Raw genomic sequence first — 24,451 nt, forward strand, 5'->3', positions numbered from 1 at the left:
TCCCGCTACTAAGATGCTCCCTGCATCATTCCTTTGAATTGCTGTAATCCATCAGCATATTCCTTTTATTCTTCGTCCTGAAGTTGTCCTTAGGCCTTCCTGACCCGTCAGTAATTCCTGTACTGACTCTCTTCATCCTTCCTGGAGGTGTCCCTGACTTCTTCCTGAAGTGGTCCTTATGTCTTCCTGACCAGCAAACTTCCTGCTTGCTGTTAACCGATTCCTTCGGCTGCTCCCTTCACAGTCCATGTTCGATATACCATCCTAGTACACCGGCCTCCTCCTGAGACTGCCAAACTCCCTGGCGCTTTCCTGTTCCGTTCCGTCAGTTCCTTCCGACAGGGTTAATATTACGCATTCCCACATTCAGAACAACGCCCGGAAAGACAATTAAATTACCCCACGATAGAAACAAAAAAAACACAAACCTATATAAAACAATAGCTTAAATGCAGCAAGGCTTTATTACCCCACTCATTTCTCAGGTATTTCTTACGCCTTTGTAAGAGATCTCTCACAAAGGAAGGAGCAAAACACGCTCGAACAAAAAACACCAAGCAATCGATTAGTAAAAACAATCCAATAGACTCCCTTTGCACCAATCCTCTCTATACTTAGGAACATATCAGAAGCCAGTCTTTGCAACGGAGTGAACCATGGAAACCTTTAACCATAATTTATCCAGTCTCTTTAGCCAGCTGGGTATGAATAATTCCAAAGAGTTTATTGAGTCTTTCCTGAATGAGCATCATCTGGACCAACATGAAAAACTCTCTGAAGCCAGCTTCTGGCAACCGTCGCAAAAACGTTTTATCAAAGAATCCCAGGAACAGGATGCAGACTGGTGCGAAATAATTGATCAACTCGATGCTTTGCTACGAAAATAGTCCGAGAACCTCACAACGTCAGGAAGCGTTATGTCATCTGAAATTACCCAGGCCCTAGAACAAGCCATCAATTCATTGGTTGAGGAAGGAAAGGAACCATCTGTGGCGCTGATCAAATCTCGCCTTGCCACCCCCTTACCTATGCCGCTTATTATCAAAGCGCTGCAAGCCTGGAAGAAAAATGCCAAGGTACCGAACATTGAAAAAACTGAACCAGCCTTGAGCCAGGAAGAACGAATCAAGCAACTGGAGCAGCAAGTGGCGGCACTGACTGCCCGTATCGAGCAACTCGAACTCTAACCAGAAAATCAACAGGGCACATTGCGTGCCCTGCTTTTTATACCAACCGGCATAAGTATTACTGGAAATCCCACGACAGATTAGAAACAATCCGGCAGTTATCGCATTTAAAGTGAAAAATTCCGTGCAATGGCTCATCGAGATGCCATTCGCTGCCACATTTAGGACACGGGCGACGTTGTTCCGCCTCTAGGCTATCTCCACCAACCTGGTACTGATAATAATATGTCGGGATCTTGGTGATATATTCAATCCGACCACGCAAATCCCATCCGCGCCGGAACAGATCACTTTCAACATCACGAATTTCGTGCAACGCTGCATGCTCAGCCTGGCACCCACCAGCCATTTGAATTTCATCACAAGCCTGCCACTCAGTCTGCCACTTCACTACAGCTTTATGATCACCATTAAGTGTTGGCCCAATCCGGTACAGCGGGATTGGCATCAGAGTATCACCACATCGCAACGGCGAGCAGGTATGAACGTAAGTGGTGTAAATCACCTGCCAGCTTGGAGACAAGTTTTCTGCCGCGGCCTCGGAGTTGATATCCCGCCCTAGTACCTTGATCTTCGGATTAAGCAAACACGCCTGGCCCAGGCGATTTAAGCAAGCTTTGACACTGTCGCTATGAAACTGCGGATGGAGGCTATCTTGCTCAGGGCAGACAACCCTTACCCTGAAGATCCCGTCATCCATTACAATCGGGAATTCACGCCCTAATATCTGCCCGTTATAACGCAACGCATCCAGCAAACTATTGACTGTCATATCGACAGCCGAAATCGTGGTATTGTCAAAACATTCAAATTGCAATTCAACAACGTACATCTATCAACACCCTCTCACAACAGGCTGTAATTCCTGTAGGAAAGTTTCGATATCCGCCGCCAACACATCGCGAATATCTTTGCCCAAGGTTTCCAGAATCACTTGGCCGGTCAGGTTACAAATTGAAATCACCTTATCTTCTGCATCCAGTGCGCCGATAAACACAGTTGGTTTCAACTTCAGCCGGCGCTGCATCACCAAATGGCCGAGAATATTTTCCTGCAAGCGCAGTTCATCTTCTTCGCTGAATACTTGCAGCAGCTCAAACTCCAACCCACGAAAACTTGCAGCCATATCGCCACTGAACTGAACACCATAAAATACTTTGATGTCTTCATGTAGACGAAGTTCAATGCCCTTTTCAACACCTGCCAGATTGCCCTGAGGCTCACGCTTTACCGGTTTCCATGTCACTTCATACCCGGAATCATGTTCAACACATGGTGACTCCAACCCCACCAAATCTTCGCTCCGTGGAAAACCTTGACCAGCATCACACCATGCTTGCAAAAAACGGGACGAAAAGTCAGATAAAGCGTCCGCAACGGGATGATTCATTCGCAACCTCATTAAAGATTAAGTAAACTTTGCCCATTCTAATCCAAGAGTGTCCAGGACAGTATGAGCAAATATAAAGACGCTAAAGAATTAGCAGGTTTAACTCTCGGCCAGAGCACCGAGTATAAAGATCAGTATGACCCATCACTTCTTCAGCCTGTGCCTCGCAGCCTGAACCGCGATGATTTGGCACTAGGCGACGACCTGCCATTTACTGGCTACGACATCTGGACACTGTATGAACTGTCCTGGCTCAATAGCAAAGGCCTGCCTCAAGTCGCAATCGGCGAAGTCCGCCTGCCTGCATCCAGCCCGAACCTGATTGAATCCAAGTCATTCAAGCTTTACCTCAACAGCTTCAACCAAACCCGCTTTGAAAGCTGGCAGCAAATTGCCGATACGCTGCAAAAAGATCTGAGCGACTGCGCCGGCGCCACTGTGGATGTCACGATACAGCCACTGGCCGATTTCGATAACCAGCCAATTGTAAACTTCGCCGGCGAATGCATTGATAACCAGGATATCGAGATCACCGACTATGAATTCAACCCGGCTCACCTGGAAGGCGCTGCCGAGGGCGAAGTAGTTACAGAAGAACTAAACAGCCACCTGCTAAAATCTAACTGCCTGATCACCAGCCAACCAGATTGGGGCAGTGTGAAAATCTCTTACCAAGGTAAGAAGATCAACCGCGAAAAGCTATTGCGTTACCTGATTTCATTCCGTAACCACAACGAATTCCACGAACAGTGTGTCGAGCGTATCTTCACCGACCTGATGAAGTTCTGCCAGCCGGAACTACTAACGGTATATGCCCGTTACACCCGCCGGGGTGGCTTGGATATCAACCCATACCGTACCAACCAGGGTAAAACGCCAAGCAACAACTTCCGTCTGGCTCGCCAGTAATGGAAAAATATAATGATTCAGGCCTCGCGGCACGGATAAAATAACCAAGCCGCCTAGTGATAGAAGTTATACCTTTGAGTGTGCTTTTCCGGTCGAATTGCCGCGAAAACGCAAAAAAAATGAGTCGTTATAACAGATTAAGTCCAGCAAAATCGCGTACTTTGCTGGACTTGGTTGCCCAAGCCAGTAATATTAGACCCAGTATTTTTTTTGGGTTTAAGAATAAGTATGTCTCTGCGTCGCTGGCTGGCAAGCGTGCTATTTTTCCTAGCCGCTTCGTTTAATGTAAATGCCAAAATCTACACCACACCAATTTTGGCGGATGCCAACGAGTTGTTACAAACCAGCCCGGAGCAGTCGCTGGAAATCACCACTAGCTACCTAGAACAACGCCGCATGAGCAGCCCCAAAGAGCTGTCTCGCGTGCATGTGAACGATGAAACCGATCACACCATTCGCACCCCACTGAATACCATCAATGCATTGCAGCTCAAAGCCAGAGCCTACTCGTTGCTTAACCAGCCGGAAGAAGCATTACAAACAGTTCAACAAGCTGAACAGCTGGCAATCAAAAACGAACTTTCATTTACAATTCTGGAAAGTCGCCTGATCCACGCTCATATCTATTGGGAGAACCTGAAAAACAGCGCCGTCGCCCTGAACATGCTCGATCAGGTCGACCAGGAGATCGAACAGTCTGAAGTTCTCAAACTGACCAAGCAAATAAAGACATTGCAGTACAAGTCTTTGATGCAACGGGCCGTCATCGAGTCGAACCAGAACAACGAACATAAAGCCGAAAAACTGTTTACCCGGGCCAAGCGCTACCTGATTAACCTCGACGATAACAGCGAGCTAATCAATTACCAGCTCACCATCGGCCACCATTACCTGCAACACCGCCATTTTGACCTCGCGCTAGATCGCCTACTTAGCGGCTACTGGCTGGCTGTCGAGCAGGAAAATAATGCCCTAACTGCCATTGCCAACTATGAGCTGGCCAGCCTGTTTGAACAACGTAAGGTCTTTGACAAAGCACTTGAGCACGCAACCCAAGCAGGTGAGTTTTTCGAGCACTTCAACCGCACTATGCCGCTGGCCAAAACCCTGGCACTGATTGCATCTATTTACGAGCAGCAAGGTCGCTACAACCTTGCTCTGGTGCACTACTTCAATGCCTTAGATCAGGAAACCCAACTCAAGCACGATATCCGTTCGGCACAATTGCGTCTGAGTATCGCCCGGATTTATCTCCAGCTTTATAACTACCCGAAAACCGAACAATATCTTCAGCATACCCGTGAGCTGGCCAAGCAGAGTGGTAACGAATCGATCCAGGCCGAAGCCCTGATCCTGCAAGGCAAACTGGAACTGGCTGAAGGGCAAGCAGACAAAGCTATCTCGACTCTACAGTCAGGGCTGATTGCTGCCAGCCGACTCGGGGATCTGGAGCTGCAGTTAATAGGCGAGTCTGTACTCTCGAATGCTTTTGAAAACCAGAGTGACTATTACAATGCTCTGCTCAGTCAGCGCCGTTACGAACAGTTGTTTTCCAGCAAGCAAGAAGATCAGATCAAGAGTAATGTCGAAGTTTTCAAGCAACAGCAACGGATGCTGGAACGCTCCCTGCAACTGGAAGAGATGGAGCGGCAGCAATTTGAAAGTGACAAGGCGCTTTATACCCAACAAAAAGTTACCATCTTCCTGCTCAGTGTTATCCTGATCACTCTGATAGTCCTTATCCGTCGTCACAGGGTTGCCAAACAACTACAGGCCCGTCTGCTGCGCCTGCGTACCGAGTTCTATACCCATCCGCGTAGCGGCCTGCGCAATCTGCGGATGCTCAACGCCCGCCTGCCGAACTCTCTGCAGCAAAGCAGTGCCAACTTTGAACAATGGCATATGGGCGAGATGATCAACGAACCACTCAGTGACAGGCTGCGCTTTGCCCTGTTTGAGATCCCCTTCCTCAAACATATCTACCTCAAGCACGGATACCAACCGGGGCTGGAACTGGAACGCCAGTTTGGAGAATACCTCAAGGAACAGGTGTGCGAGCCCGCTCGCCTCTATCACTTCTCTGATAACATGTTCCTGTACATAGAGCCAAATTCGCGCCTGGATACCGACCCGCACCAGGTGGCCGACTCAATTCAACAGCTGATCGATAACTTCTTTGGCAAACGCAACCTCGATAACCGCGTGCGTATCGGCCTGGCGGAATACCCTTTTCTGCCGCGAGCCTATACCGCTATCAACGATCATGAACTACTGGATATCCTGCTAATGGCGGCCAATGCAGCTCGCCAGCTCAGTAAAAAAGAAAACTGTAGCCAGTGGGTACACCTCAGCGCCATTGACGCAGCTCCGGCAGCCAGCTTTGCCAGCGACAACATTCGTAAGGCTTGCCTGCAGGGAATAGATAACGGTTTAGTTAAAGTCCAAAGCTCTTCATCAATTGAGATCATCTGGAATAATGATCACGATTCTGACAAAAAGCTCATTTAAAGTACTACAGTGCCCCTAGATAGCACCAATAGCTATGAATTATGAAGCCATTTTTGCTAGCATGTTTAGCCAGCCTAGCGAGGTTGGCCGCTGGACGGCTTTAATTATGGTGTATACCCTGTAAGGTTTTTTGCACAAACGTGACTGATATCAATGCCGTAGCTTCTGAAGTGAGTAAGTTGAAGCTACGTTTAGACCAAGCTCAATTGACCTATCGCGACGCTTCTTTGAAGTCTCGTCGAGAAATTGTCATACTCAAGCGTTTAATCAGCCGTTTGTCCGTAGCCTGCCGCGGTCTGGACAACGAGCTTGACGTGAAGCTCAGTGAACTTCGCAACGAACTGGATCAGCAGAAAGATGTTAGCAAGCTAATCCCGCGCCTGGCTGTAGTGGAGCGCCTTGTTACCCGTCAGGCCTCTTTCACCGAAAACGAAAACCACCTCTTGGAGCAGCAGCTCACACACAGCGGTGAAACCTTAAAACGTCTTCCTGGCCTGCCGGCACAACTGAAGCGCGAACTGCGTAATCTACTTGGGCAACCATCGGACACCCTGGTCCAGACCCACAAACAAACAGTCCGGTTACTGGAACTGTACGAACGAGCCCTGAAGCTGATGTCAGTGTCCAATGATGCCATGGTAATGAAAGATGCCCTGGATCATGACCTCCTACTCCAGCTAACCAGTGAATTACAGCGATTAATCACCGAGCTCGATTTTGACGGCGAAAACGGTGATAAGCTGATGAACATCCGTAACCGTCTGCTGCTGGGTGTCTCACCGCAAGCCCTGATTGAGATATCACAGGAAGTACTCCGTCTGGTTCTCGACGGCACCCATCAGGAATGCCGCTCATCACAGCGCTTCCTTGACAGCGTCAACAGCGATCTGGCAACGCTGCAAAAAACCACCAACCAGAGTGTCGGCCAAAGTTCAGCCCTGTATGAACACCGCAGCGAAATGACCTCCGAACTTGCCACCCTGGCCAGTACCTTCAAGCAAGGCCTACGCAATAACAAAAACCTGGAAGCCTGGCGTCCAGCTGTCACCGAGCTGACCAAAGAGCTACTGGTACTGGCAGAACGCAATAAAGCACTGGAAAAACGCGAAAAGGCACTGGTTGAGCAGCTTGGCTACAACGAAAGTAAAATCAACAGCCTGTACGAGCAAACTCAGGATTACCACCGACGGCTTAATGATCAGGAACGCAAGATGTTCCTGGATAACATGACCCGGGTTTATAACCGCGCCGCCCTTCATGACCGCCTGGAGCACGAATACCGTCGCTGGCTGCGTTACCAGCACCCGCTATGCGTCGCAATGATCGATCTCGACCAGTTCAAAGAAGTCAACGACAGCTACGGTCATCTGGCTGGCGATAAGGTATTAAAAATCATCGCCAGAACGATTCGCCAGAACCTTAGTGATACCGATTTTATTGCCCGCTTCGGTGACGACGAGTTTATGCTCATCCTGCCTGACGTCAACGAAGAGGAACGTACCAAGCGGCTAACAAAAATCAGGGAAAACATAACCCAACTACCATTCCGCTTCCGCGATCAAAATGTCACGATCACAGTATCTATCGGTGCAACCCTGTTCCACGGCAACGACACGCCGGCCGATATTATCGAGCGTACCGACAAGGCTCTGTACAGCGCCAAAAGTGCTGGCAGCAACCGAATGCTGTGGATCTCATAACGTCCCCAATTATCTGTTCAGGCTATCATCTGACACATCAATTTCTGGTCAAATTGCCTATCCCTGTGTATGGTGAATAATACTAGGCATAACAATTACCTGTTCCTGGCCGGCCATCATCAGATAATTATTCTGCCCGGTATCAGAACTGATTTTTAAGAACTGATGCCCAATTGCATCCTCCTTAAAAAACCTCTGAAAATTCTCTCTCCGGACATGTTCACCGACAATTTATTCCAAAACGCCAAAGCGTGAACGTAGCCGTATTATCATGACCAGGGAGGTAACCATGATTACTCATATCAGCCCTGTCGGCGCAATGGATCTACTTTCTCAGCTGGAAGTAGACCGCTTAAAAGCAACGGCATCCAGTGACTTATACCGCCTGTACCGCAACTGCTCACTAGCGGTACTAAACTCCGGCAGCCATACCGACAACTCGAAAGAGCTACTGGAAAAACACAAGAGTTTTGATGTTAACGTGATGCGCAGAGAGCGCGGGATCAAACTCGAACTAACGAACCCGCCAGAAGAAGCCTTCGTCGACGGTAGGATCATCCGAGGTATCCAGGAACATATGTTTTCGGTACTCCGCGATATTGTCTACGTCAACATGCATGTCGAGCAGCGTAAAGATATCAACCTGACCAGCGCGCCGCACATCACCAACTTCATATTCAGTATCCTGCGCAACGCCAAGACAGTTCGCTCGGGCGTAGATCCCAACATTGTCGTCTGCTGGGGCGGCCATTCCATTAACCCTATCGAGTACCAGTACACCCGCGAAGTCGGCCACGAACTGGGGCTGCGGGAATTGAATATCTGTACCGGTTGCGGGCCGGGGGCGATGGAGGGGCCAATGAAAGGAGCTGCCATCGGGCATGCCAAACAACGCTTCATGCACAGCCGATTTATCGGCCTGACCGAGCCGTCAATCATTGCCGCCGAACCACCCAACCCGATCGTCAACGAACTGGTGATCATGCCGGACATCGAAAAACGCCTCGAAGCTTTCGTCCGCGTAGGCCATGGTATTATTCTCTTCCCTGGCGGCGCCGGTACCGCTGAAGAGCTGCTCTATATCCTTGGTATCCTGATGCACCCGGAAAATGAAAGCCAGCCGTTTCCTCTGGTCCTGACCGGTCCAAAAGAAAGCGAACCATACTTCCGCACGCTTGACTGCTTTATCAAAGACACACTCGGTGACGCAGCAGCCAAACACTACGAGATCATCATCGACGATCCCGCTAAAGTTGCCCGGGTCATGAAAGCTGCCATGCCATTGATCAAAGAACAGCGGCTAGCAACCGGTGATGCCTACAGTTACAACTGGTCACTCAAGATCCCACCGGAATTCCAGCTGCCGTTCGAGCCAACCCATGAGTCCATGGCCAGCCTCGACCTCCACATGAACCAGCGTCCCGAACACCTTGCCGCCAACCTGCGCCGAGCCTTCTCGGGTATTGTGGCCGGTAATGTCAAAGAAGAAGGTATCAAGGAGATCGAGCGTAAAGGCCCGTTCCAGATCAATGGTGACATCAAGCTGATGAAACGAATGGACAAGCTACTACGTAAATTTGTCGACCAGCAAAGAATGAAGCTGCCCGGCTCGGCCTATGAGCCATGCTATGAAATCATCACTACCCCCGACTACAACATAAAATAGCGGCAAGGACAGATTTCCTTTTGCAAAGGTTACACTCTGACGCCGCAATGCGTACAATAAAGGGCCTGTATCGGCCCTTTATTGATCTGCTAAGCCACCACTATGTCTATTCATCTTGTTGTTATTGATGCCCTAAACCTCATCCGCCGTGTCCATGCTGCCCAACCGGGCGAGCCCGATATCAACAATACCGCACGAGTATGCTGCCAGGCACTGGGAAAAATAATCAGTAGCAGCAATCCGACTCATATCGTGGCTGTTTTTGATCACCATAGTGAAGACCGGGGCTGGCGGGCCGAGCTCCTGCCCAACTACAAGGAAGGGCGCAAGCCGATGCCGCAGGAACTGATTGACGGTATGGATGCAATCCAGGATACCTTCATGGAAATGGGAATCGATTCCCTGCTCTCTGACGGCGACGAAGCCGATGATTTAGTCGCAACACTGGCACTGAAACTCGCTGACCGCGGCCAACAGGTCACGATCGTATCGACCGACAAAGGCTACTGCCAGTTACTTCGCCCGACACTACGGATCCGAGACTATTTCCAACAACGCTGGCTCGACAGCCCGTTTATCGAAAAAGAATTTGGCGTAAAACCTGAACAATTGCCGGACTACTGGGGATTAGCGGGCGTCAGCTCCAGCAAAATCCCGGGTATTGCCGGGATAGGTCCCAAGGCAGCCGTCGAACTACTGACCCTTTACCCAACCCTGGAAGCAATTCTGGCTGCCGACGATCTGGCTCCAAAATGGCAAAAGAAAATTGACGGTAACCATGAAGCAGCGATTGCCAGCAAACGGGTTTCCCAGCTAAAGACAGATCTTCAACTTGGTTTTAACCTGCAAGATATCCGCTATCACACCGCCACCTGACCATTTAGGCTAGGCAATAGTGAATTGGCTGAGTATGATATTGAGAATTAATACCAAGTTGAGGCTGTGATGGGTAAATCAGTGAAGGCTCTACTCAAAGTGCCTAAAAAGGTAAGAAAAAAATCAACTAAGGCTCTAAAAGCACTTCAGCAACAAGCGCAACCAATTCATACCTCTCAGGCAGCAACATTTCGATCGACTAACAATGAACTGGCAGCCATTGCCAGGCAAGCCGGTAACGATGCCCTGGAAGAACTGGCGGCCCCCTTACAGCCGGTATTATCTTGGTTCCACACCGGTGGAAGCGAACAAACTAGCCGTTCGCTTCTATCAGCAACAGGCTTCTCCCCCGCAGGCAGTCTCACTCAAACAGGAAAGAAAACAGCATCTAGCCTGCTTCGCTTGCCACTGAAGTCTCCGCCATGCAAACGCTGTCCGGCACTGACAGGTAATATCTGCAAGTGTGCAGCCAAACGACTGGGTTAATATGACTGGTTTAAGAAGAATTTACGGAAGAAAAAACGTTATACAGCGCTATTGACCACCATTATTGCCATCGGCCCCAATGTCTTACGAAGGACCATCATTGCCATCCCGCGACATAAGGAGCGAGTCCCCACACGTACGGCATTTTCAACCAACTCTTTTCGCTGAGCCGAACGCAACCAACCATGGCTTTCCACCGTTTCCATCAATACATCTGCATCAACAACCTGACTGTCAAATACCAATGCTACCGAGCCGGCATACTTTTTGTGTCTGACAGATACGATACCTTCAATTTGCTGAAGTTTCTCAACGAGGTGTTTAACCTCTTTAGGGTTATCGCGGATAAAGTCAGAGCGGATACGGAGGCGATTCGCAGTACGATGGATATAAGGCTGCATACAACACCTGGCAATGAGAATTATTTTAATTAAGATTACTTTTTTTGACTCTAATTCGCAAAGCTTTTCATTGATCTATATCAAAATTTACAAAAGTAGCAAATGCCAGAATCCGGCAACCATAATCATAATGAATAAAAACTGTCCTCAATGGAAAAAGAGCTCTATCCAACCCTATTAGAACTGCGTCAATACCTGACTGTTGTTCACCATATCCCCGGGCGTATCCGACTGAAATTCAATATCAGCATAATGCAACAACTTGCCAGCTTTGACATGAGTACAGCCAAAAGTGCTATCAGCAACTTTCCGGCACTCAAAAACTACCGCTTAAACCTGGCAACAAGCAGTGTCGTTATCGAATATGATCACGGGCTGATTAACCCGAACCTCATTGATACCTTATTTGCGGAAGACGAACCGGCTTTCCAGGCCGCCGTTTCCGAGCTGCATAACCTCGCAGTAACCCTCTAACCAAAACGAGAATAAATTATGTCTGATCAAAACCAGCCTCAAGACCCTTGGCAAGGTATGCCATACCCACCACAAGGCCACCCGGCATGGCCTCATCATCCGTCTCAAATGCAGGGTTACCCTTACCCGCCGCACCCTCATCATGCGATGCCACCACACGGCTACCACCCACATGCGGGTTACCACCATGCGCCGCATGGCTACCCACCGATGCCACCGCATCACTACTATGGTATGCCGCCACACCACCCGGAACATCACGAATCTCACCCAGAAAATGATGCGCTATTCCAGCAGGCACAAGGCATGCTTGAGGGCATGATGGGTGAGCAGGCTGGCATTTTCAAAGACCTAATGCACAAAATGGGTGTCGATGATAAAGAGTTCTGGAAAGGAGCCATGATCGGCGCGGCCGCAGCACTGGTTCTGAGCAATGAAAACGTCCGCAATAATCTGCTACAGATGCTTACCGGTGCAGGTGACATGCTGAAAGCCGGCGGCAGTAAAGTTAAAGAGACAACAATGAATACTGCTCAGAATGTCTCTGACAACCTGAATATGGGGAATGAAATTTTCCGCGATACACTCAATGCAAGCAAACAGGGTTTCCAGGATTCAGTAGCCCGCCACCGCGATCAGCAAGAGCCTGCGCAACCAGAGCCAGATCATGAGTAACAGCACCGACCAATTAAGCCCAGCCAGCCGAGCAATGCTGGTTAGCGCTTTACTCGGTGGCAGTGCATCTGGAATGCGTCAATGGCAAGCCTACCAACAAGGTGAGGTCGAAATTGACCAGGCCGTACAACAAGTCTTGCGTGATGCGGGAAAAACCGCTTTAGCCGGTGGCGCAGCAACGGCTATCGCCGGCCAACTCGCAGGGCGCCCTGTACTTTCCATGCTCACAATCCTAAGTGCCGGAGCCGCTGGCCTCTACCTGCTTGATGAATTAAAAGGAAAACCCAATGAAGAAAACTAATCACTCTCCGTATTACTACGGCATGCCAACCCCGCCACCGGCGAACTACCGTCAGCAAAACAACCGTAGCCACCTGATCACCGGCATGGTTGCCGGCGCCGCTGTTGCCTACCTGCTCAGCAACAAGAAAGTACAGTCAAGCCTGGCAGCTACCGGCACAAAAGCCTGGTCAGCAGTTCGTGGTGAGGTCGAAGAGTTAAAAGAACGCCTTGAAGACACTCAGGCCGAGCTGGAGTACTACCGCAACCTCCACAAAGAGCAAAACTGATTGTGATTAAGCTGATCCATCACATACCAGGCCGAGTACGATTTCGCTTGCCTCAGATTGCCAACCACCCGGATACCACCCCATGGCTCAAGCAGGGCCTGATGGGGATCCAGGGGGTGCAGCAAATCCGTGTCAACGAAGCGGCCTGCAGCATCACCATTCATTATGATAACCAGCTACTGACACCACTGCGACTGGAAGAACGTCTGGCTCTGCTTGAATGGAACGAATCGCAGCCTGGTGAACACGAACATGAATTTACCCGAGGTGAAGTGGCCCTCAATGTCGTGGGAACTCTCGCGGCTAGCCTATTACCGGGGCGCTGGGGCAGCCTGCCAACCTTACCGCTGATCGCTCCGACTATCCAGGAAGGTGTTGAAAGCATCAGCGAAGGCAAGCTAAAAGTCGAAGCACTGGATGCAATAGCCATCGGCCTGGCTGCCTCACGAGGGGATTACCGTACTGCCATGCTCACCCAATCGCTGCTGACTCTGGGCGAATACATGGAGCAAGAAACCAGCCGTAACAGCGACCGGGTTCTGGCCGATCTGATGGCTCCGAATACCAGCCAGGTATGGGTCAGACGCGGCGATGAAACAATCCAGATCAACTCGGATAAAATCCAGGAACAGGAAGTGATCTTGCTCGGCCCGGGCGATCCAGTTCCGGCCGATGGAAAAATCCTTGATGGTACAGCACTGGTAAACCAGTCGTCCCTTACCGGCGAAAGCGTACCGGTTCGTCGCGAACCCGATGCATACCTGTATTCTGGCTCAGTGATCCAGGATGGCAATATCACCATGCAGGCTGAAAAAGTCGGTTCAGAAGCAACCACAGCGCGCATTGCGCACTTTATTGCCGAATCACTCAGCCAGCAAAGTGAGACCCAGCAAGTCACCCAGCAAATGGCTGACCGACGCGTAAAGATCACCCTTGGTGTCGGTGCGGCAGTATTTGCCATGACACGGGATATCAACCGTCTGGCTTCAGTCTTTCTGGTTGATTATTCCTGTGCGCTGAAACTCAGCACCCCGGTAACCTTCAAGTCAATCATGTACCGAGCGGCTCAGCAGGGGATCTTGCTAAAAGGCGGCCGGGCTATTGAGCAGCTGGCAGATATCGATACCTGCGTATTCGATAAAACAGGTACCCTGACCTATGGCGATATGGAAGTAACGGATGTGGTCTGCTTCAATGAACAGGACTGTACCCGCGAGCTACTGGCGATTGCAGCTTCAGTCGAAGAACATTGTCAGCACCCGCTATCGCAAGCCATCGTGAATGCGGCCAAGCACCATGACCTGCCGCATATCGAACACGGTGAAGTCGAATACGTTATCGCCCATGGCCTGCGTAGTACCCTAAACGGCATGCCACTGGTTATCGGCAGCCGCCACTTCCTGGAAGCCCACGAGCAAGTAGACTTCAGTGACGCAGAATCCCAGATCGCCGAACTGGAACAACAAGGCCGTCACCTGCTTTACGTATCCAGCAATCATCAGTTAGTGGGAATCATCGGCCTCCGCGATCATTTACGTCCGGAAGTTGCTGAAATCCTGACGCAACTCCGCCAGTCTGGAATCAAACAGCTCGTCTTGCTAACCGGCGATAAAGCCAGCAAGGCTAACGAAATTGGCAAACGCTTTGGCTTTGACCGGATCTATGCCGAAGCCACGCCAGAGAGCAAATCTTCAGTAGTGGAAGACTTACAGCAAGCTGGCCACCGTGTCATGTTTATCGGTGACGGCGTGAACGACGCTCCGGCGCTGGTTCAGGCTGATGTCGGTATGGCGATGGCACAAGGTACAGAGCTTGCCCAGCAAACCGCAGATACTGTTCTGCTGAACAGTACATTACACGGCGTTGCTGAAGCTCGATGGCTGGCTCTGGAAGCAATGAAGCTGGTGAAAAGTAATATTCGCCTAGCTGAAACGGTCAACAGTGGCATTATGCTGGCAGCAGCGCTTGGCAAACTGTCTCCAGCAGCCAGTGCTCTGCTTCATAACGGTACGACTCTTGCGGTCTTACTACGCTCTTTGGCTGCCCGAAAAGGCTAACATTGGCTAAGGTCCTATAAACAAAAACGCCATCATCACGATGGCGTTTTTCTATCAGCTCCGCAATAAGCACTTAGTGTGGCATGCGGTTATCCAGGCGCTGGATATGTACCGTGATCTCTTCACGGTCATGGTACAGGTGTTTCGCCTGCAGCTTGAATTTCACACCGTTTTGGATCAAGTAGTGTTTCAGGTTTTCAATATCCTGCAGTACTTCATCGTAACGGCCTTTCATCGGCAGCTTAAGGTTAAAGATCGCCTCTTTCGCCCAAGCCTTGATCAGCCAGTCCCCCATCAGGTGGGCAACTCGCGCTGGCTTCTCAACCATGTCACAGACAATCCAGGTAACATTCTTACGCGGCGGTTCAAATTTAAAACCATCCACCTCGTGGTGTTTCACCTGACCGGTTTCCATCAGGCTGTCCGCCATCTGACCGTTATCGATCGCATGCACAAACATCGAACGCTTCACCAGCTGATATGTCCAGCCGCCAGGACAAGCTCCAAGGTCGACGCCCCACATACCGGCAGCCAAGCGCTCATCCCACTCTTCACGAGGGATAAAGACATGGAAAGCTTCTTCCAGCTTCAGAGTTGAACGACTCGGCGCATCTGACGGGAACTTCAGGCGAGGGATCCCCATGAAGAACTGCGAGTTGTTGAAGGTATAAGAATATCCGACATAACAACAGCCCGGTGCGATAAAGCACAGATGAAGAACCGGCTTTTTCGGGTTGTCCTTGGCATACAGAACGCCTTCTTTGCGCATTACCTGGCGTAGTGGCACTGTAAACTTACGGCAGAACTTCAACAGCTCTTTTGCCTCGTTAGTATCCGGCGTTTCCACTCGCAGATCACCACAGCGAGGGAAATCTGCCACCGCTTCCATAATTGGAGAAATACGATCGTCCTGAGGCAGATCCGTCAACAGGGTTGATACCGCAATCATCTGACGGGCAAAAATCAGCTCCGCAAATGGCTGCAACTGAATAAATTTATCGGCATCCCCCGGCTGGTAGAACTCAAACACCACATAACCGGTGTTGTTCTTCGCACGAGGAAAGCCATACAGCTCCAGCGTATTTGCTTTGTCTTGAACTTCACCGGCACACTCTTTCTCAAAGCCGGGACGGCAGTACAACAGAACTTGATTCACTTTCAACCCTTAAGCTGTTCGCCAGGCAGCCACTGCAAGCGCTACCCAGCCAATAATAAAACACACGCCCCCGATTGGAGTGATGGGGCCGAACCACTTAATGCCCGTCAACACCAACAAATACAAGCTGCCGCTGAAGCACACAATCCCCGTTGCGAAAAACAGGGCTGCGTATAATACCGCTTTTGTCGGCATAATGCGTGCCCAAATTCCACACCCAAGCATGGCAAGGCTATGCCAAGCCTGATACTGAACGCCGGTTTTAAATACATCCAGCAGTCCGGCAGATATTTGCGCCTTCAAGCCATGAGCAGCAAAAGCCCCCAGCGCAACAGTGAAAGCCCCGCTCATAGCCGCGAAAAACAAGATTTTTCCCGGCCATTGGTTGTTAATCGGCATCGACACATTCCTTAATAAAAGCAGCCAACAACTCAACCACTCGAACTCGATTCTGCTGCTCTGTCAGCCCAGACGCTTTCCTCGGCTTAAAGCTATGATCGCCATCAGGTAAGAAAGCAATCTCAACGGCATCGGGAAATTGCCAGCCTTCTACTTCTGTACGGGTGCCAAAGGTATCTCGTTCTCCCTGCAGGATCAGGGTCGGCATCGTCGTACTTTGCAAATGCTCGCCACGAAAGTTGTCCGGCTTGCCCGGCGGATTAAAAGGAAAACCTAAGCAGGCCACACCGCTCACCTTTCCCTGGCAGTTTTCAACCCCTGCGGTTTCCGCAGCAATCTCTGAAACCATCAGGCTGGCCATACGACCTCCCATCGACTTACCGCCGATCACCAATCTGCCATCTACGCTGAATGCCTCGATATGGCGCTGAAAATCAAGTAACAACTTAGGCTGGCGATCCGGCGGGCGTTTCTTGCCATCTTCGCTGCGTTTGACCATATAGGGAAAATTAAATCGTACCACCCGAATGCCGTGTCCGGCCAGGTCTTGAGCTATCGTGGTCATAAACTCATGCTCCATCCCCGCTCCGGCACCGTGGGCAAACAAAAACGTTGCCACGGCATCCTTTGTGTCCGGCCCATCAATAAGGTATTCAGACATCGGGCATATCCTCCTGTTCGCGCGCCGCCTTGGCCAAAACCCAGTCACGGAAAATCTGGATACGACCGGTTTCCGCCTGCTTCTCCTGGCAAACCAGATAGAAGGCGTTCTTACTCATCAGCACTTCATCAAACGGACAAACCAAGCGACCGGCTTCCAATTCAGGCTGAGCCAGTACGTTATTTCCCAAGGCAATACCCTGACCGTGAACGGCTGCCTGCAGCACCATGGTGGAGTGACTGAAAATCGGCCCCTGATTCACATTGGTTCCGGTTATCTCGTGATGGCGAACATAGTTCTTCCACTCTTTACGGGAAGTGTCATGAAGTAAAGTGTGGTACTTAAGATCGTCAAGCGAGCGTAGCGGCTTCGAGCCAGTCAGCAGCATCGGCGAACAAACGGGCAGCAAGAACTCCTGGTAAAGCTTATCGGCACGTAATCCCTGCCAGTTACCGCGGCCATAATAAATCGCCACATCGACATCATCGGTCAAGGAACCTTCATCCAGATCGACCGCTTTGATCCTGACATCTATATCCGGGTGCTGTTCATTGAAATCCGCCAATCGGGGGACCAGCCATTGAATAGCAAAACTAGGAGGTAAACTAATGGTTAACGCACCTTTCGCGCCGCGTTCCAAGACTTTATCAGTGGCATCTGAGATTGCAGAAAAGATGTCTTTGATGTCAAGAAAGTAGCTTTGACCTTCTTCAGTCAGCAACAAAGATCGGTTGCGACGGCGAAATAATTTAAGCCCCAGAAATTCCTCTAGAGCCTTAATTTGGTGGCTTACAGCAGCTTGAGTAACGAACAATTCTTCAGCTGCACGGGTAAAACTCAAGTGCCTTGCTGCAGCTTCGAACACTTTTAGCGAGTTTAGAGGTGGTAGACGTCTTGACATACTTTTCCTGCATTAGTTTTTTTTATGGCAAACATTATAAATTGTCCATTGCTCCAGGGCTACATAAACCATATGATTTGCTTCGCAACGGTGAGCGAGGTTCAGTTTTGCCCTCTCGGCATCTAACTCTCAGTCATAGTTGCGATGTTGTGTTTGCATATTGTCCGGGTTGTTCCGGACGGGTAGTCAATCTACCACTTTTACTTCCTGTATTTTTGACCTGTCTGTCAAAGTTTATTGTTAGCACTGTGCCCCAACACGGTGCTTTTTTTTATCTGTCTTCCTTGAATTGAACATGCTGAACTCAGTCAGATACCTGCATCTTGAGGTCACTTGGGTATAATTAGCATGAGCCTACTTATAATCCCTTGCTCTTATGGCAAATAATGGCATGATCGCCTCCTTCTTTTTCGCAATGTGACTCATCATGACTGTTCAATTTGATATCAACCAAATTCGCCAGCAGTTCCCGGCACTCAACCAGGACTGCAACGGTCAGCCTCTCGTCTACCTAGACAGTGCTGCGACCACCCAAAAGCCAAAAATTGTTATCGAAACCATCCAGCAGTACTACAGCGGTCACAACGCTAATGTTCACCGTGGCAGCCACGCCCTGACGGCAGCGGCAACCACCCAGTTTGAACAGGCACGCGAAACGGTCCAACGCTTTATTAACGCCAAACATAATAAAGAAATCATCTGGACCCGGGGAGCAACGGAAGCCCTGAACCTGATTGCCCAGACTTATGCCCGACAGAACCTCAAACCGGGTGATGAGATCCTGGTGAGCGAGCTCGAACACCACGCCAATATCGTGCCGTGGCAGATCGTGGCGGAACAGACCGGTGCTAAAGTCGTAAAAATCCCGATGAACCCGGACTGCACCCTGGATATGGATGCATTCCACCAGAGCCTAAACAAGCAAACCAAAATCGTTGCCGTAGCCCATATCACCAATGTAACCGGCACCCGCAACCCTATAGAAAAAATCATTGCCGACGCCCACCAATACGGTGCTGTCGCTGTGATTGACGGTGCGCAGGCGGTGGCTCATGAAAAAGTCGATGTTCAGGCGCTGGATGCCGACTTCTATGTCTTCTCTGGCCACAAAATTTTTGCCCCGGCAGGGATTGGGGTTCTTTACGGTAAATACGACCTGCTGGACGCTATGCCACCATGGCACGGCGGAGGCAAAATGGTGGAGAAAGTCTCTTTCGAGGGAACGACCTTCTCAGCCGTTCCGGGTAAATTTGAGGCTGGAACCCCCAACGTCGCTGGCAGCCTGGCCCTTGCTGCCGCTATCGACTGGCTAACAGCGCTTGACCAACAAGCGTCAGAAGCACATATCCACAAATTACGCCAACAGGCACTGAACGGCATCAAAGATATCGAGGATCTGCGTATTGTCGGCCTTCAGCCCGATGCCAGTTTATTTTCCTTTGTTGTCGACGGCGTCCACCATCAGGACATTGCTACCCTGCTTGACCAGCAAGGCATTGCCCTGCGCGCCGGCCACCACTGTGCCCACCCGATGCTTGATGCGCTCGGGCTGAGCGGTACCCTGCGAGTATCGCTGGCGCTGTACAATACCGAACAAGATGTTGAACGCTTTATCGCGGCTTTGCATAAAGCGTGCAGCCTGCTTTAGGAGAGACTGATGAGCCTACCACAACACCCTTTCGGCACGGACATTACCACTGAAACCATCGTTGCCCAGATGGCGGCAGCTAACAGCTGGGAAGACAGGTACCGCAATGTCATTCAGCTTGGTAAAAAACTGCCAGCGCTGCCAGAGGAGCTAAAGCAAAATCAGCTAAAAGTCAGTGGCTGTGAAAGCCAGGTCTGGCTGGCCCACCAGCAAGACGGCGAGATCTTCCACTTTGCAGCCGATTCTGACGCCCGTATCGTCCGTGGCCTGATCACACTAGTACTGACCGCCTACGAAGGAAAGACTGCCGCGGAAATTCAAGCATTTGATATCGACAGCTATTTTGACAGCCTCGGATTAATGGCCCACCTAAGCCCATCACGCGGCAATGGCCTGATGGCTATTGTTGAACAGATAAAGTCGCTGGCTAGCGCATAATGCATCGATAACCAAGAACAAAAAAGCGAGAGCCTCGGCTCTCGCTTTTTTGTTCAAGTCATGCCAACGTCTTAATTGGAGTGTTTTGCAATCAACTTCTGCAAGATACGTGATACCGCGACGAAGCCAAAAGTTGCCGTTACCATCGTCGCCGCACCAAAGCCACTGGCACAATCCATACGTTTAGGCCCTTCTGCCGATGCCTTGGCATTACATACCGAACCATCGGCCTGCGGGTATTTCAGCTGCTCAGTCGAGAACACACATTCAATACCAAACTTACGCTTCGGGTTTTTAGGGAAGTTATGATGACGACGCAAAGTATCACGCAACTTCTTCGCTAGCGGGTCTTGGATAGTTTTTGTCAGATCAGTAATTTGAATTTGCGTCGGATCCATCTGACCGCCGGCGCCACCTGTGGTGATCACCTTTAACTTATTACTCTTACAATACGCCAGCAGCGCCGCCTTTGGCTTCATACTGTCAATAGCATCAAGAACATAGTCATAACGGGCATCGATATACTGCGGGATATTCTCCGGAGTAATGAAGTCATCAATCAGGTTCACCTTACACTCAGGATTAATCAGCCTGATGCGCTCAGCCATTACTTCGATTTTACTCTGACCGACAGTTCCCGTCATAGCATGGATCTGGCGGTTGATATTAGTTACACACACATCATCCATATCGATCAGGGTCAGCTCGCCAACGCCAGAACGAGCCAGAGCCTCTGCGGCCCATGAACCGACACCACCAATACCAATAACACACACATGAGCAGCACGCAGTATTTCTACTTCGTTGTTGCCGTACAGACGGCGTGTACCGCCAAAACGCTGGTTGTAATTGTCAGAAGCCGGGGTATCTAATTCACGCATAAGTATTCACAAGTAGCTAGGGTCGTTCAGATAAAGAATGAGCGCGTTTTATACGCGCTCTGGTCACAATTGTCCAGCCTGGCCGCCAGACAGACTTGCAATATCACCTAGCAGGATCTACCCACCGATATTCTGCCAAGGTTTTTCAGTCACACTCCCCTGTAAACCCAGCTTCCAAACCCGACCATAATGCTTGTAATGGCCGGCATCTATCCCAGCCTGAGGTCCCATCCCGTGATACAAATCAAGGTGGTTTTTCTTCACGGCCCCACCGGTATCAAGCGCCATTAATAATTTAAGCACATGCTGACCATTCCAGTTGCCCTCGCTATCAAGCTGAGGCACTTCGGCTAATAGCACACTGCCCATCGGCAGATAATCACGATCTGCCGCCACCGAGGCATGGGCCTGCAACGGGATCCCGGCCGTGCCCATCACATCCAGGCTATCTTGCGGTTTGAAGAATACAAACGACGGATTCTGCTCAAGAAGCTCACGAACAGTTTCCTCATCCTGCTGGCTAACCCACTCATCTATCGCCTTGAGCGACATTTTCTCGCGCGGCACCTCACCCCTCTCAATCAACACTTTACCGATACTGACATAAGGGTGACCATTTTTGCCGTTGTAAGCAAAATATTGAAGCTGACCGTTATCTTCAAAATGCACAAAGCCGCTACCCTGCACTTCCATCATGAATACATCCAGCATCGATGCGCTATAACCGAGCTCCAGCCCTTGCCCGTCAAGAGCCCCGGCATAGATTTCAGTCCGGCTTGGACACTGCTCTTCGCACTTTGGCATCCCATAAACCGGATAACGAAATGTCTCCGTCGGCTCATGACGAAGTTCAATCACCGGCGAAAAATAACCGGTAAACATAACGTTACCGAAGCTATCTGCCCCCCCCATCTGGGCCATCTGGATGCCGAAATTTCCAAGCTGAGTCGGATCGCCACTTTGCTCTGCCCAATTTTGAAGCTGCAGGTAAAGCGGTTGGTACTTGTCTGCCATTGACGGCGAGCGCTCAAGCACCATTTCCATCTGTTGCTCAAACTGGCTGTAATCACTCGGTTTATCTGACTCTACCATCGACACTTGATTCAAGATCTGATCAAAACGACCATCCAAGTACTGCTGACCATGATCTGTCGGCCTGGCACAACCCGCCAGGCCAATAATTAACATTGCTATTGTTGCTTTACGAAACACGGTAAAGACCTATGAGATTAGTGTGGTATTTTCATCGCCCAGTATGCCTAAAGCGATTGCGGCATGAAAGTAAGAATATTTTATAATTTGTACAGATGAGTTTGTCAGGGCTCTGTATTTTATAACAAACAGAGTCCTGCCCCCGTCAGACTATCTGGCTGAACAGGCTAACTACAAGAAGGGAAGAAATCAGGAAAGGTCTGATTATTGTTCTGTATGATATTTAAGTACAATTTTGTGCCAGACAATGCTCAGGTTCTTTTTTTCGGGCAAAAGAAGAAATATAGTGGGCTGGCTGCTGACGCATCAGACGGCCCTCATGGAGCTTATAGACATAGATATCGTCACCAAGGCGATATTTGAGAATATTGCCATCCCAATCATAGCGCGTAGTAACCAAGCGACCGTCAACAAATACACCTTCCTGACGAAGCTCAAAGCTGTCTGCAACATAAGGTGCTACCTCTTTCTCCACCCATGTTCCATTAATATTGGGGAGCGGCTTACCGCCGAACGTTTCCGTATCAATTGCACCAACAGCAATCATTGCAGAAAAGAAAAAACCAACAAGAGTCCCCCCCACCACGAAGGCAAATTGCAGTTTCATTTTTTGACCTTTCTTCATAGCGTGATGTTCTCTGTGTTATCGATGATGAATATACCTAAAGCCAGCCAGTTTTCGACAAAATGGACAATGTGTAATACGACAACGGGATCTTGCATCCAAAAATCAACAATGAATCCTGTGCAGTACCACTTGCACTGGCACATATAATTAGCGACCATGCTCGAATAATTATTAAGCATTTTAGGCCAACATTTTTGCCGCCTTATCAGTGACAAATACACTAGTAACAAATCACCTAATAAATAACATGGATGTATAGCAGTGAAACTACGAAGTACTGATCTGGTTAAAGGATTTCGTCAGTCCGCCCCATATCTCAATGCCCACAACGGCAAAACAATCGTGATCATGCTCGGTGGCGAGGCCATCGCCCACAACAATTTCCCTCATATTGTCAATGATATAGCCCTATTAAATAGCTTAGGGTTGCGCATCGTTCTGGTTTACGGGGCCCGACCACAAATCACCCAGCTACTGGGTTCTCACGGCGATTCCAGCCCCTACCACAAAGACGTCCGAATTACCGACAAGCGCACTTTGGAACTCGCGAAACAGGCAGCCGGGCAACTCCAGCTCGATATCACGGCACGATTTTCCATGGGGCTCAACAATACTCCGATGGCCGGTTCGCAAATTCATGTAGTCAGCGGCAACTTCATAATTGCCCAGCCCCTTGGTATCGATGATGGCATCGATTACCACCACAGCGGCCGGATCCGCCGCATCGACTGCCAGGCCATCCACCGCCAGCTTGATCAGCAATCCATCGTCTTGTTGGGCCCGATAGCCAGCTCAGTCACCGGTGAGTGCTTTAACCTTACCTCGGAGGAGGTCGCAACCCAGTTGGCAATCCGCTTAAAGGCCGACAAACTGATTGGCTTCTGCTCTGAACAAGGGGTTATTACCGACGACGGGAGTGTTGCCTCTGAGCTGTTACCTCACGAAGCAGAAAAAGCCCTACAGAACCTTATTAATAAAAGAGCCGATGACTGCGGCACAGGCCGATTCCTGCGCGGAGCCATCAGTGCTTGCCTGGCAGGCGTTCCCCGTAGCCATCTAATCAGCTATAAAGAAGACGGTGCGCTGATCCAGGAGCTGTTCTCCCTCGATGGGATCGGGACCCAAATCGTGATGGCCAGCGCCGAAAAAATCCGCCGGGCAGGAATTGATGATATCGGTGGGATTCTGGCGTTGATCCGCCCCCTCGAACAGGAGGGTATTTTGGTTCGCCGATCTCGCGAACAACTTGAACAGGAAGTCGGGCAATTCACCATTATTGAGCGCGACAACCAAATCATTGGCTGTGCCGCCCTCTACCCTTTCGTCGAGGAAAAAATGGCGGAGATGGCCTGTGTCGCGATTCACCCGGATTATCGCGATGGTGATCGGGGGGGGATTCTACTCAACAGCCTGCGTCAACACGCTAAAAACCAAGGCCTCAAACACCTTTTTGTGCTCACCACCCGTAGCTTACATTGGTTTCTGGAGCAAGGGTTTTACGAATCCAACGTCGAACAACTTCCTATGGCCAAAAAAGCCCTTTATAATTTCCAGCGTCGCTCGAAAATATTGGTTCTCGACCTGTAGTACCCTCCCAATAACAAAAGAGCCGACATGGGCCAGCTCTTT

At 50.0% G+C, this 24,451-nt stretch carries 26 protein-coding genes; 16 read left to right on the plus strand and 10 right to left on the minus strand.

Features of this window, described 5'->3' with window-relative positions:
- The first annotated feature begins 656 nt into the window (after positions 1–656).
- Together Q0852_RS18180 and Q0852_RS18185 are read left to right on the plus strand one after the other, a co-directional pair.
- Positions 657–887: a DUF2789 domain-containing protein gene (locus Q0852_RS18180; RefSeq protein WP_299020363.1), complete on the plus strand. Its 231-nt coding sequence runs from the start codon at positions 657–659 to the stop codon at positions 885–887.
- 30 nt (positions 888–917) lie between these two features.
- Complete coding sequence (locus Q0852_RS18185) at positions 918–1,187, plus strand: hypothetical protein (RefSeq protein WP_299020366.1); 270 nt, start codon at positions 918–920, stop codon at positions 1,185–1,187.
- Positions 1,188–1,245: 58 nt separating this feature from the next.
- Here the strand turns inward: Q0852_RS18185 and Q0852_RS18190 are convergent, their stop codons facing one another.
- Entirely contained in the window at positions 1,246–2,019 is a 774-nt protein-coding gene (locus tag Q0852_RS18190) for a Zn-ribbon-containing protein (RefSeq protein WP_299020369.1), read from the minus strand.
- Positions 2,020–2,022: 3 nt separating this feature from the next.
- On the minus strand, positions 2,023–2,577 hold the full coding sequence (syd, locus tag Q0852_RS18195) for a SecY-interacting protein (protein WP_299020372.1): 555 nt from the start codon (positions 2,575–2,577) through the stop codon (positions 2,023–2,025).
- 63 nt (positions 2,578–2,640) lie between these two features.
- Here syd and queF point away from each other — a divergent pair, with 63 nt between their 5' ends.
- The 6 genes from queF (at position 2,641) to Q0852_RS18225 (ending at position 10,722) form a co-directional block, all read left to right on the plus strand.
- Positions 2,641–3,486, plus strand: a complete 846-nt coding sequence (queF, locus tag Q0852_RS18200; RefSeq protein ID WP_299020374.1) for an NADPH-dependent 7-cyano-7-deazaguanine reductase QueF — start codon at positions 2,641–2,643, stop codon at positions 3,484–3,486.
- A gap of 228 nt (positions 3,487–3,714) precedes the next feature.
- Positions 3,715–5,994 (plus strand): GGDEF domain-containing protein, encoded by a 2,280-nt coding sequence (locus tag Q0852_RS18205; RefSeq protein WP_299020376.1) that lies wholly within the window; start codon positions 3,715–3,717, stop codon positions 5,992–5,994.
- 140 nt (positions 5,995–6,134) lie between these two features.
- Positions 6,135–7,694: a diguanylate cyclase gene (locus Q0852_RS18210; protein ID WP_299020379.1), complete on the plus strand. Its 1,560-nt coding sequence runs from the start codon at positions 6,135–6,137 to the stop codon at positions 7,692–7,694.
- 289 nt (positions 7,695–7,983) lie between these two features.
- Positions 7,984–9,360, plus strand: a complete 1,377-nt coding sequence (gene ppnN, locus Q0852_RS18215; RefSeq protein ID WP_299020380.1) for a nucleotide 5'-monophosphate nucleosidase PpnN — start codon at positions 7,984–7,986, stop codon at positions 9,358–9,360.
- Between the two features lie 102 nt (positions 9,361–9,462).
- The gene (gene xni / locus Q0852_RS18220; RefSeq protein ID WP_299020382.1) at positions 9,463–10,236 is read left to right on the plus strand and encodes a flap endonuclease Xni; all 774 of its coding nucleotides are present in this window, start codon (positions 9,463–9,465) and stop codon (positions 10,234–10,236) included.
- 69 nt (positions 10,237–10,305) lie between these two features.
- Entirely contained in the window at positions 10,306–10,722 is a 417-nt protein-coding gene (locus tag Q0852_RS18225; protein WP_299020385.1) for a hypothetical protein, read from the plus strand.
- A gap of 38 nt (positions 10,723–10,760) precedes the next feature.
- On the opposite strand, the gene Q0852_RS18230 is transcribed toward Q0852_RS18225, so the two are convergent.
- Positions 10,761–11,123: an HMA2 domain-containing protein gene (locus Q0852_RS18230; protein ID WP_299020388.1), complete on the minus strand. Its 363-nt coding sequence runs from the start codon at positions 11,121–11,123 to the stop codon at positions 10,761–10,763.
- A 150-nt stretch (positions 11,124–11,273) separates the two neighbouring features.
- Between Q0852_RS18230 and Q0852_RS18235 the strand changes: the two genes are divergently transcribed.
- The 5 genes from Q0852_RS18235 to Q0852_RS18255 are packed head-to-tail and all read left to right on the plus strand — an operon-like array spanning position 11,274 to position 14,898.
- Complete coding sequence (locus tag Q0852_RS18235; protein WP_299020390.1) at positions 11,274–11,597, plus strand: HMA2 domain-containing protein; 324 nt, start codon at positions 11,274–11,276, stop codon at positions 11,595–11,597.
- A gap of 18 nt (positions 11,598–11,615) precedes the next feature.
- A complete protein-coding gene (locus Q0852_RS18240; RefSeq protein ID WP_299020393.1) occupies positions 11,616–12,272 on the plus strand; it encodes a YtxH domain-containing protein in 657 nt (218 codons plus the stop codon).
- Complete coding sequence (locus tag Q0852_RS18245; protein WP_299020396.1) at positions 12,265–12,573, plus strand: hypothetical protein; 309 nt, start codon at positions 12,265–12,267, stop codon at positions 12,571–12,573. Before Q0852_RS18240 ends, Q0852_RS18245 begins: the two co-directional genes overlap by 8 nt.
- Positions 12,560–12,841 (plus strand): YtxH domain-containing protein, encoded by a 282-nt coding sequence (locus Q0852_RS18250; protein WP_299020397.1) that lies wholly within the window; start codon positions 12,560–12,562, stop codon positions 12,839–12,841. The genes Q0852_RS18245 and Q0852_RS18250 overlap by 14 nt, the downstream gene beginning before the upstream one ends.
- Before the next feature lie 2 nt (positions 12,842–12,843).
- The gene (locus tag Q0852_RS18255; protein WP_299020399.1) at positions 12,844–14,898 is read left to right on the plus strand and encodes a heavy metal translocating P-type ATPase; all 2,055 of its coding nucleotides are present in this window, start codon (positions 12,844–12,846) and stop codon (positions 14,896–14,898) included.
- Positions 14,899–14,971: 73 nt separating this feature from the next.
- On the opposite strand, the gene rlmM is transcribed toward Q0852_RS18255, so the two are convergent.
- The 4 genes from rlmM to Q0852_RS18275 are packed head-to-tail and all read right to left on the minus strand — an operon-like array spanning position 14,972 to position 18,015.
- Entirely contained in the window at positions 14,972–16,054 is a 1,083-nt protein-coding gene (rlmM, locus tag Q0852_RS18260; protein ID WP_299020402.1) for a 23S rRNA (cytidine(2498)-2'-O)-methyltransferase RlmM, read from the minus strand.
- A gap of 9 nt (positions 16,055–16,063) precedes the next feature.
- A complete protein-coding gene (locus Q0852_RS18265; RefSeq protein WP_299020404.1) occupies positions 16,064–16,453 on the minus strand; it encodes a DUF423 domain-containing protein in 390 nt (129 codons plus the stop codon).
- The gene (locus Q0852_RS18270; RefSeq protein WP_299020407.1) at positions 16,443–17,114 is read right to left on the minus strand and encodes an alpha/beta family hydrolase; all 672 of its coding nucleotides are present in this window, start codon (positions 17,112–17,114) and stop codon (positions 16,443–16,445) included. The genes Q0852_RS18265 and Q0852_RS18270 overlap by 11 nt, the downstream gene beginning before the upstream one ends.
- Positions 17,107–18,015: a transcriptional regulator GcvA gene (locus Q0852_RS18275; RefSeq protein WP_299020410.1), complete on the minus strand. Its 909-nt coding sequence runs from the start codon at positions 18,013–18,015 to the stop codon at positions 17,107–17,109. Before Q0852_RS18275 ends, Q0852_RS18270 begins: the two co-directional genes overlap by 8 nt.
- Before the next feature lie 427 nt (positions 18,016–18,442).
- On the opposite strand from Q0852_RS18275, the gene csdA reads away from it, so the two are divergent.
- Positions 18,443–19,663 carry a cysteine desulfurase CsdA gene (gene csdA, locus Q0852_RS18280; protein ID WP_299020413.1) on the plus strand — a complete coding sequence of 407 codons (1,221 nt, stop codon included), beginning with the start codon at positions 18,443–18,445 and terminating at the stop codon, positions 19,661–19,663.
- A 9-nt stretch (positions 19,664–19,672) separates the two neighbouring features.
- Positions 19,673–20,101 carry a cysteine desulfurase sulfur acceptor subunit CsdE gene (gene csdE / locus Q0852_RS18285; protein WP_299020415.1) on the plus strand — a complete coding sequence of 143 codons (429 nt, stop codon included), beginning with the start codon at positions 19,673–19,675 and terminating at the stop codon, positions 20,099–20,101.
- A gap of 71 nt (positions 20,102–20,172) precedes the next feature.
- Here csdE and tcdA read toward each other — a convergent pair whose 3' ends face one another.
- The 3 genes from tcdA to Q0852_RS18300 all read right to left on the minus strand — a co-directional run bounded on the left by tcdA (position 20,173) and on the right by Q0852_RS18300 (position 22,801).
- Positions 20,173–20,982 (minus strand): tRNA cyclic N6-threonylcarbamoyladenosine(37) synthase TcdA, encoded by an 810-nt coding sequence (gene tcdA, locus Q0852_RS18290; RefSeq protein ID WP_299020417.1) that lies wholly within the window; start codon positions 20,980–20,982, stop codon positions 20,173–20,175.
- Between the two features lie 117 nt (positions 20,983–21,099).
- The gene (gene mltA, locus Q0852_RS18295; protein ID WP_299020419.1) at positions 21,100–22,194 is read right to left on the minus strand and encodes a murein transglycosylase A; all 1,095 of its coding nucleotides are present in this window, start codon (positions 22,192–22,194) and stop codon (positions 21,100–21,102) included.
- A 223-nt stretch (positions 22,195–22,417) separates the two neighbouring features.
- Positions 22,418–22,801 carry a DUF2850 domain-containing protein gene (locus Q0852_RS18300; protein ID WP_299020422.1) on the minus strand — a complete coding sequence of 128 codons (384 nt, stop codon included), beginning with the start codon at positions 22,799–22,801 and terminating at the stop codon, positions 22,418–22,420.
- Between the two features lie 282 nt (positions 22,802–23,083).
- Here Q0852_RS18300 and argA point away from each other — a divergent pair, with 282 nt between their 5' ends.
- On the plus strand, positions 23,084–24,409 hold the full coding sequence (gene argA, locus Q0852_RS18305) for an amino-acid N-acetyltransferase (RefSeq protein WP_299020424.1): 1,326 nt from the start codon (positions 23,084–23,086) through the stop codon (positions 24,407–24,409).
- Positions 24,410–24,451 lie beyond the last annotated feature (42 nt).

It is taken from the genome of uncultured Photobacterium sp. (assembly GCF_947502415.1).
In the GTDB taxonomy this organism is placed as follows: Bacteria; Pseudomonadota; Gammaproteobacteria; order Enterobacterales; family Vibrionaceae; genus Photobacterium.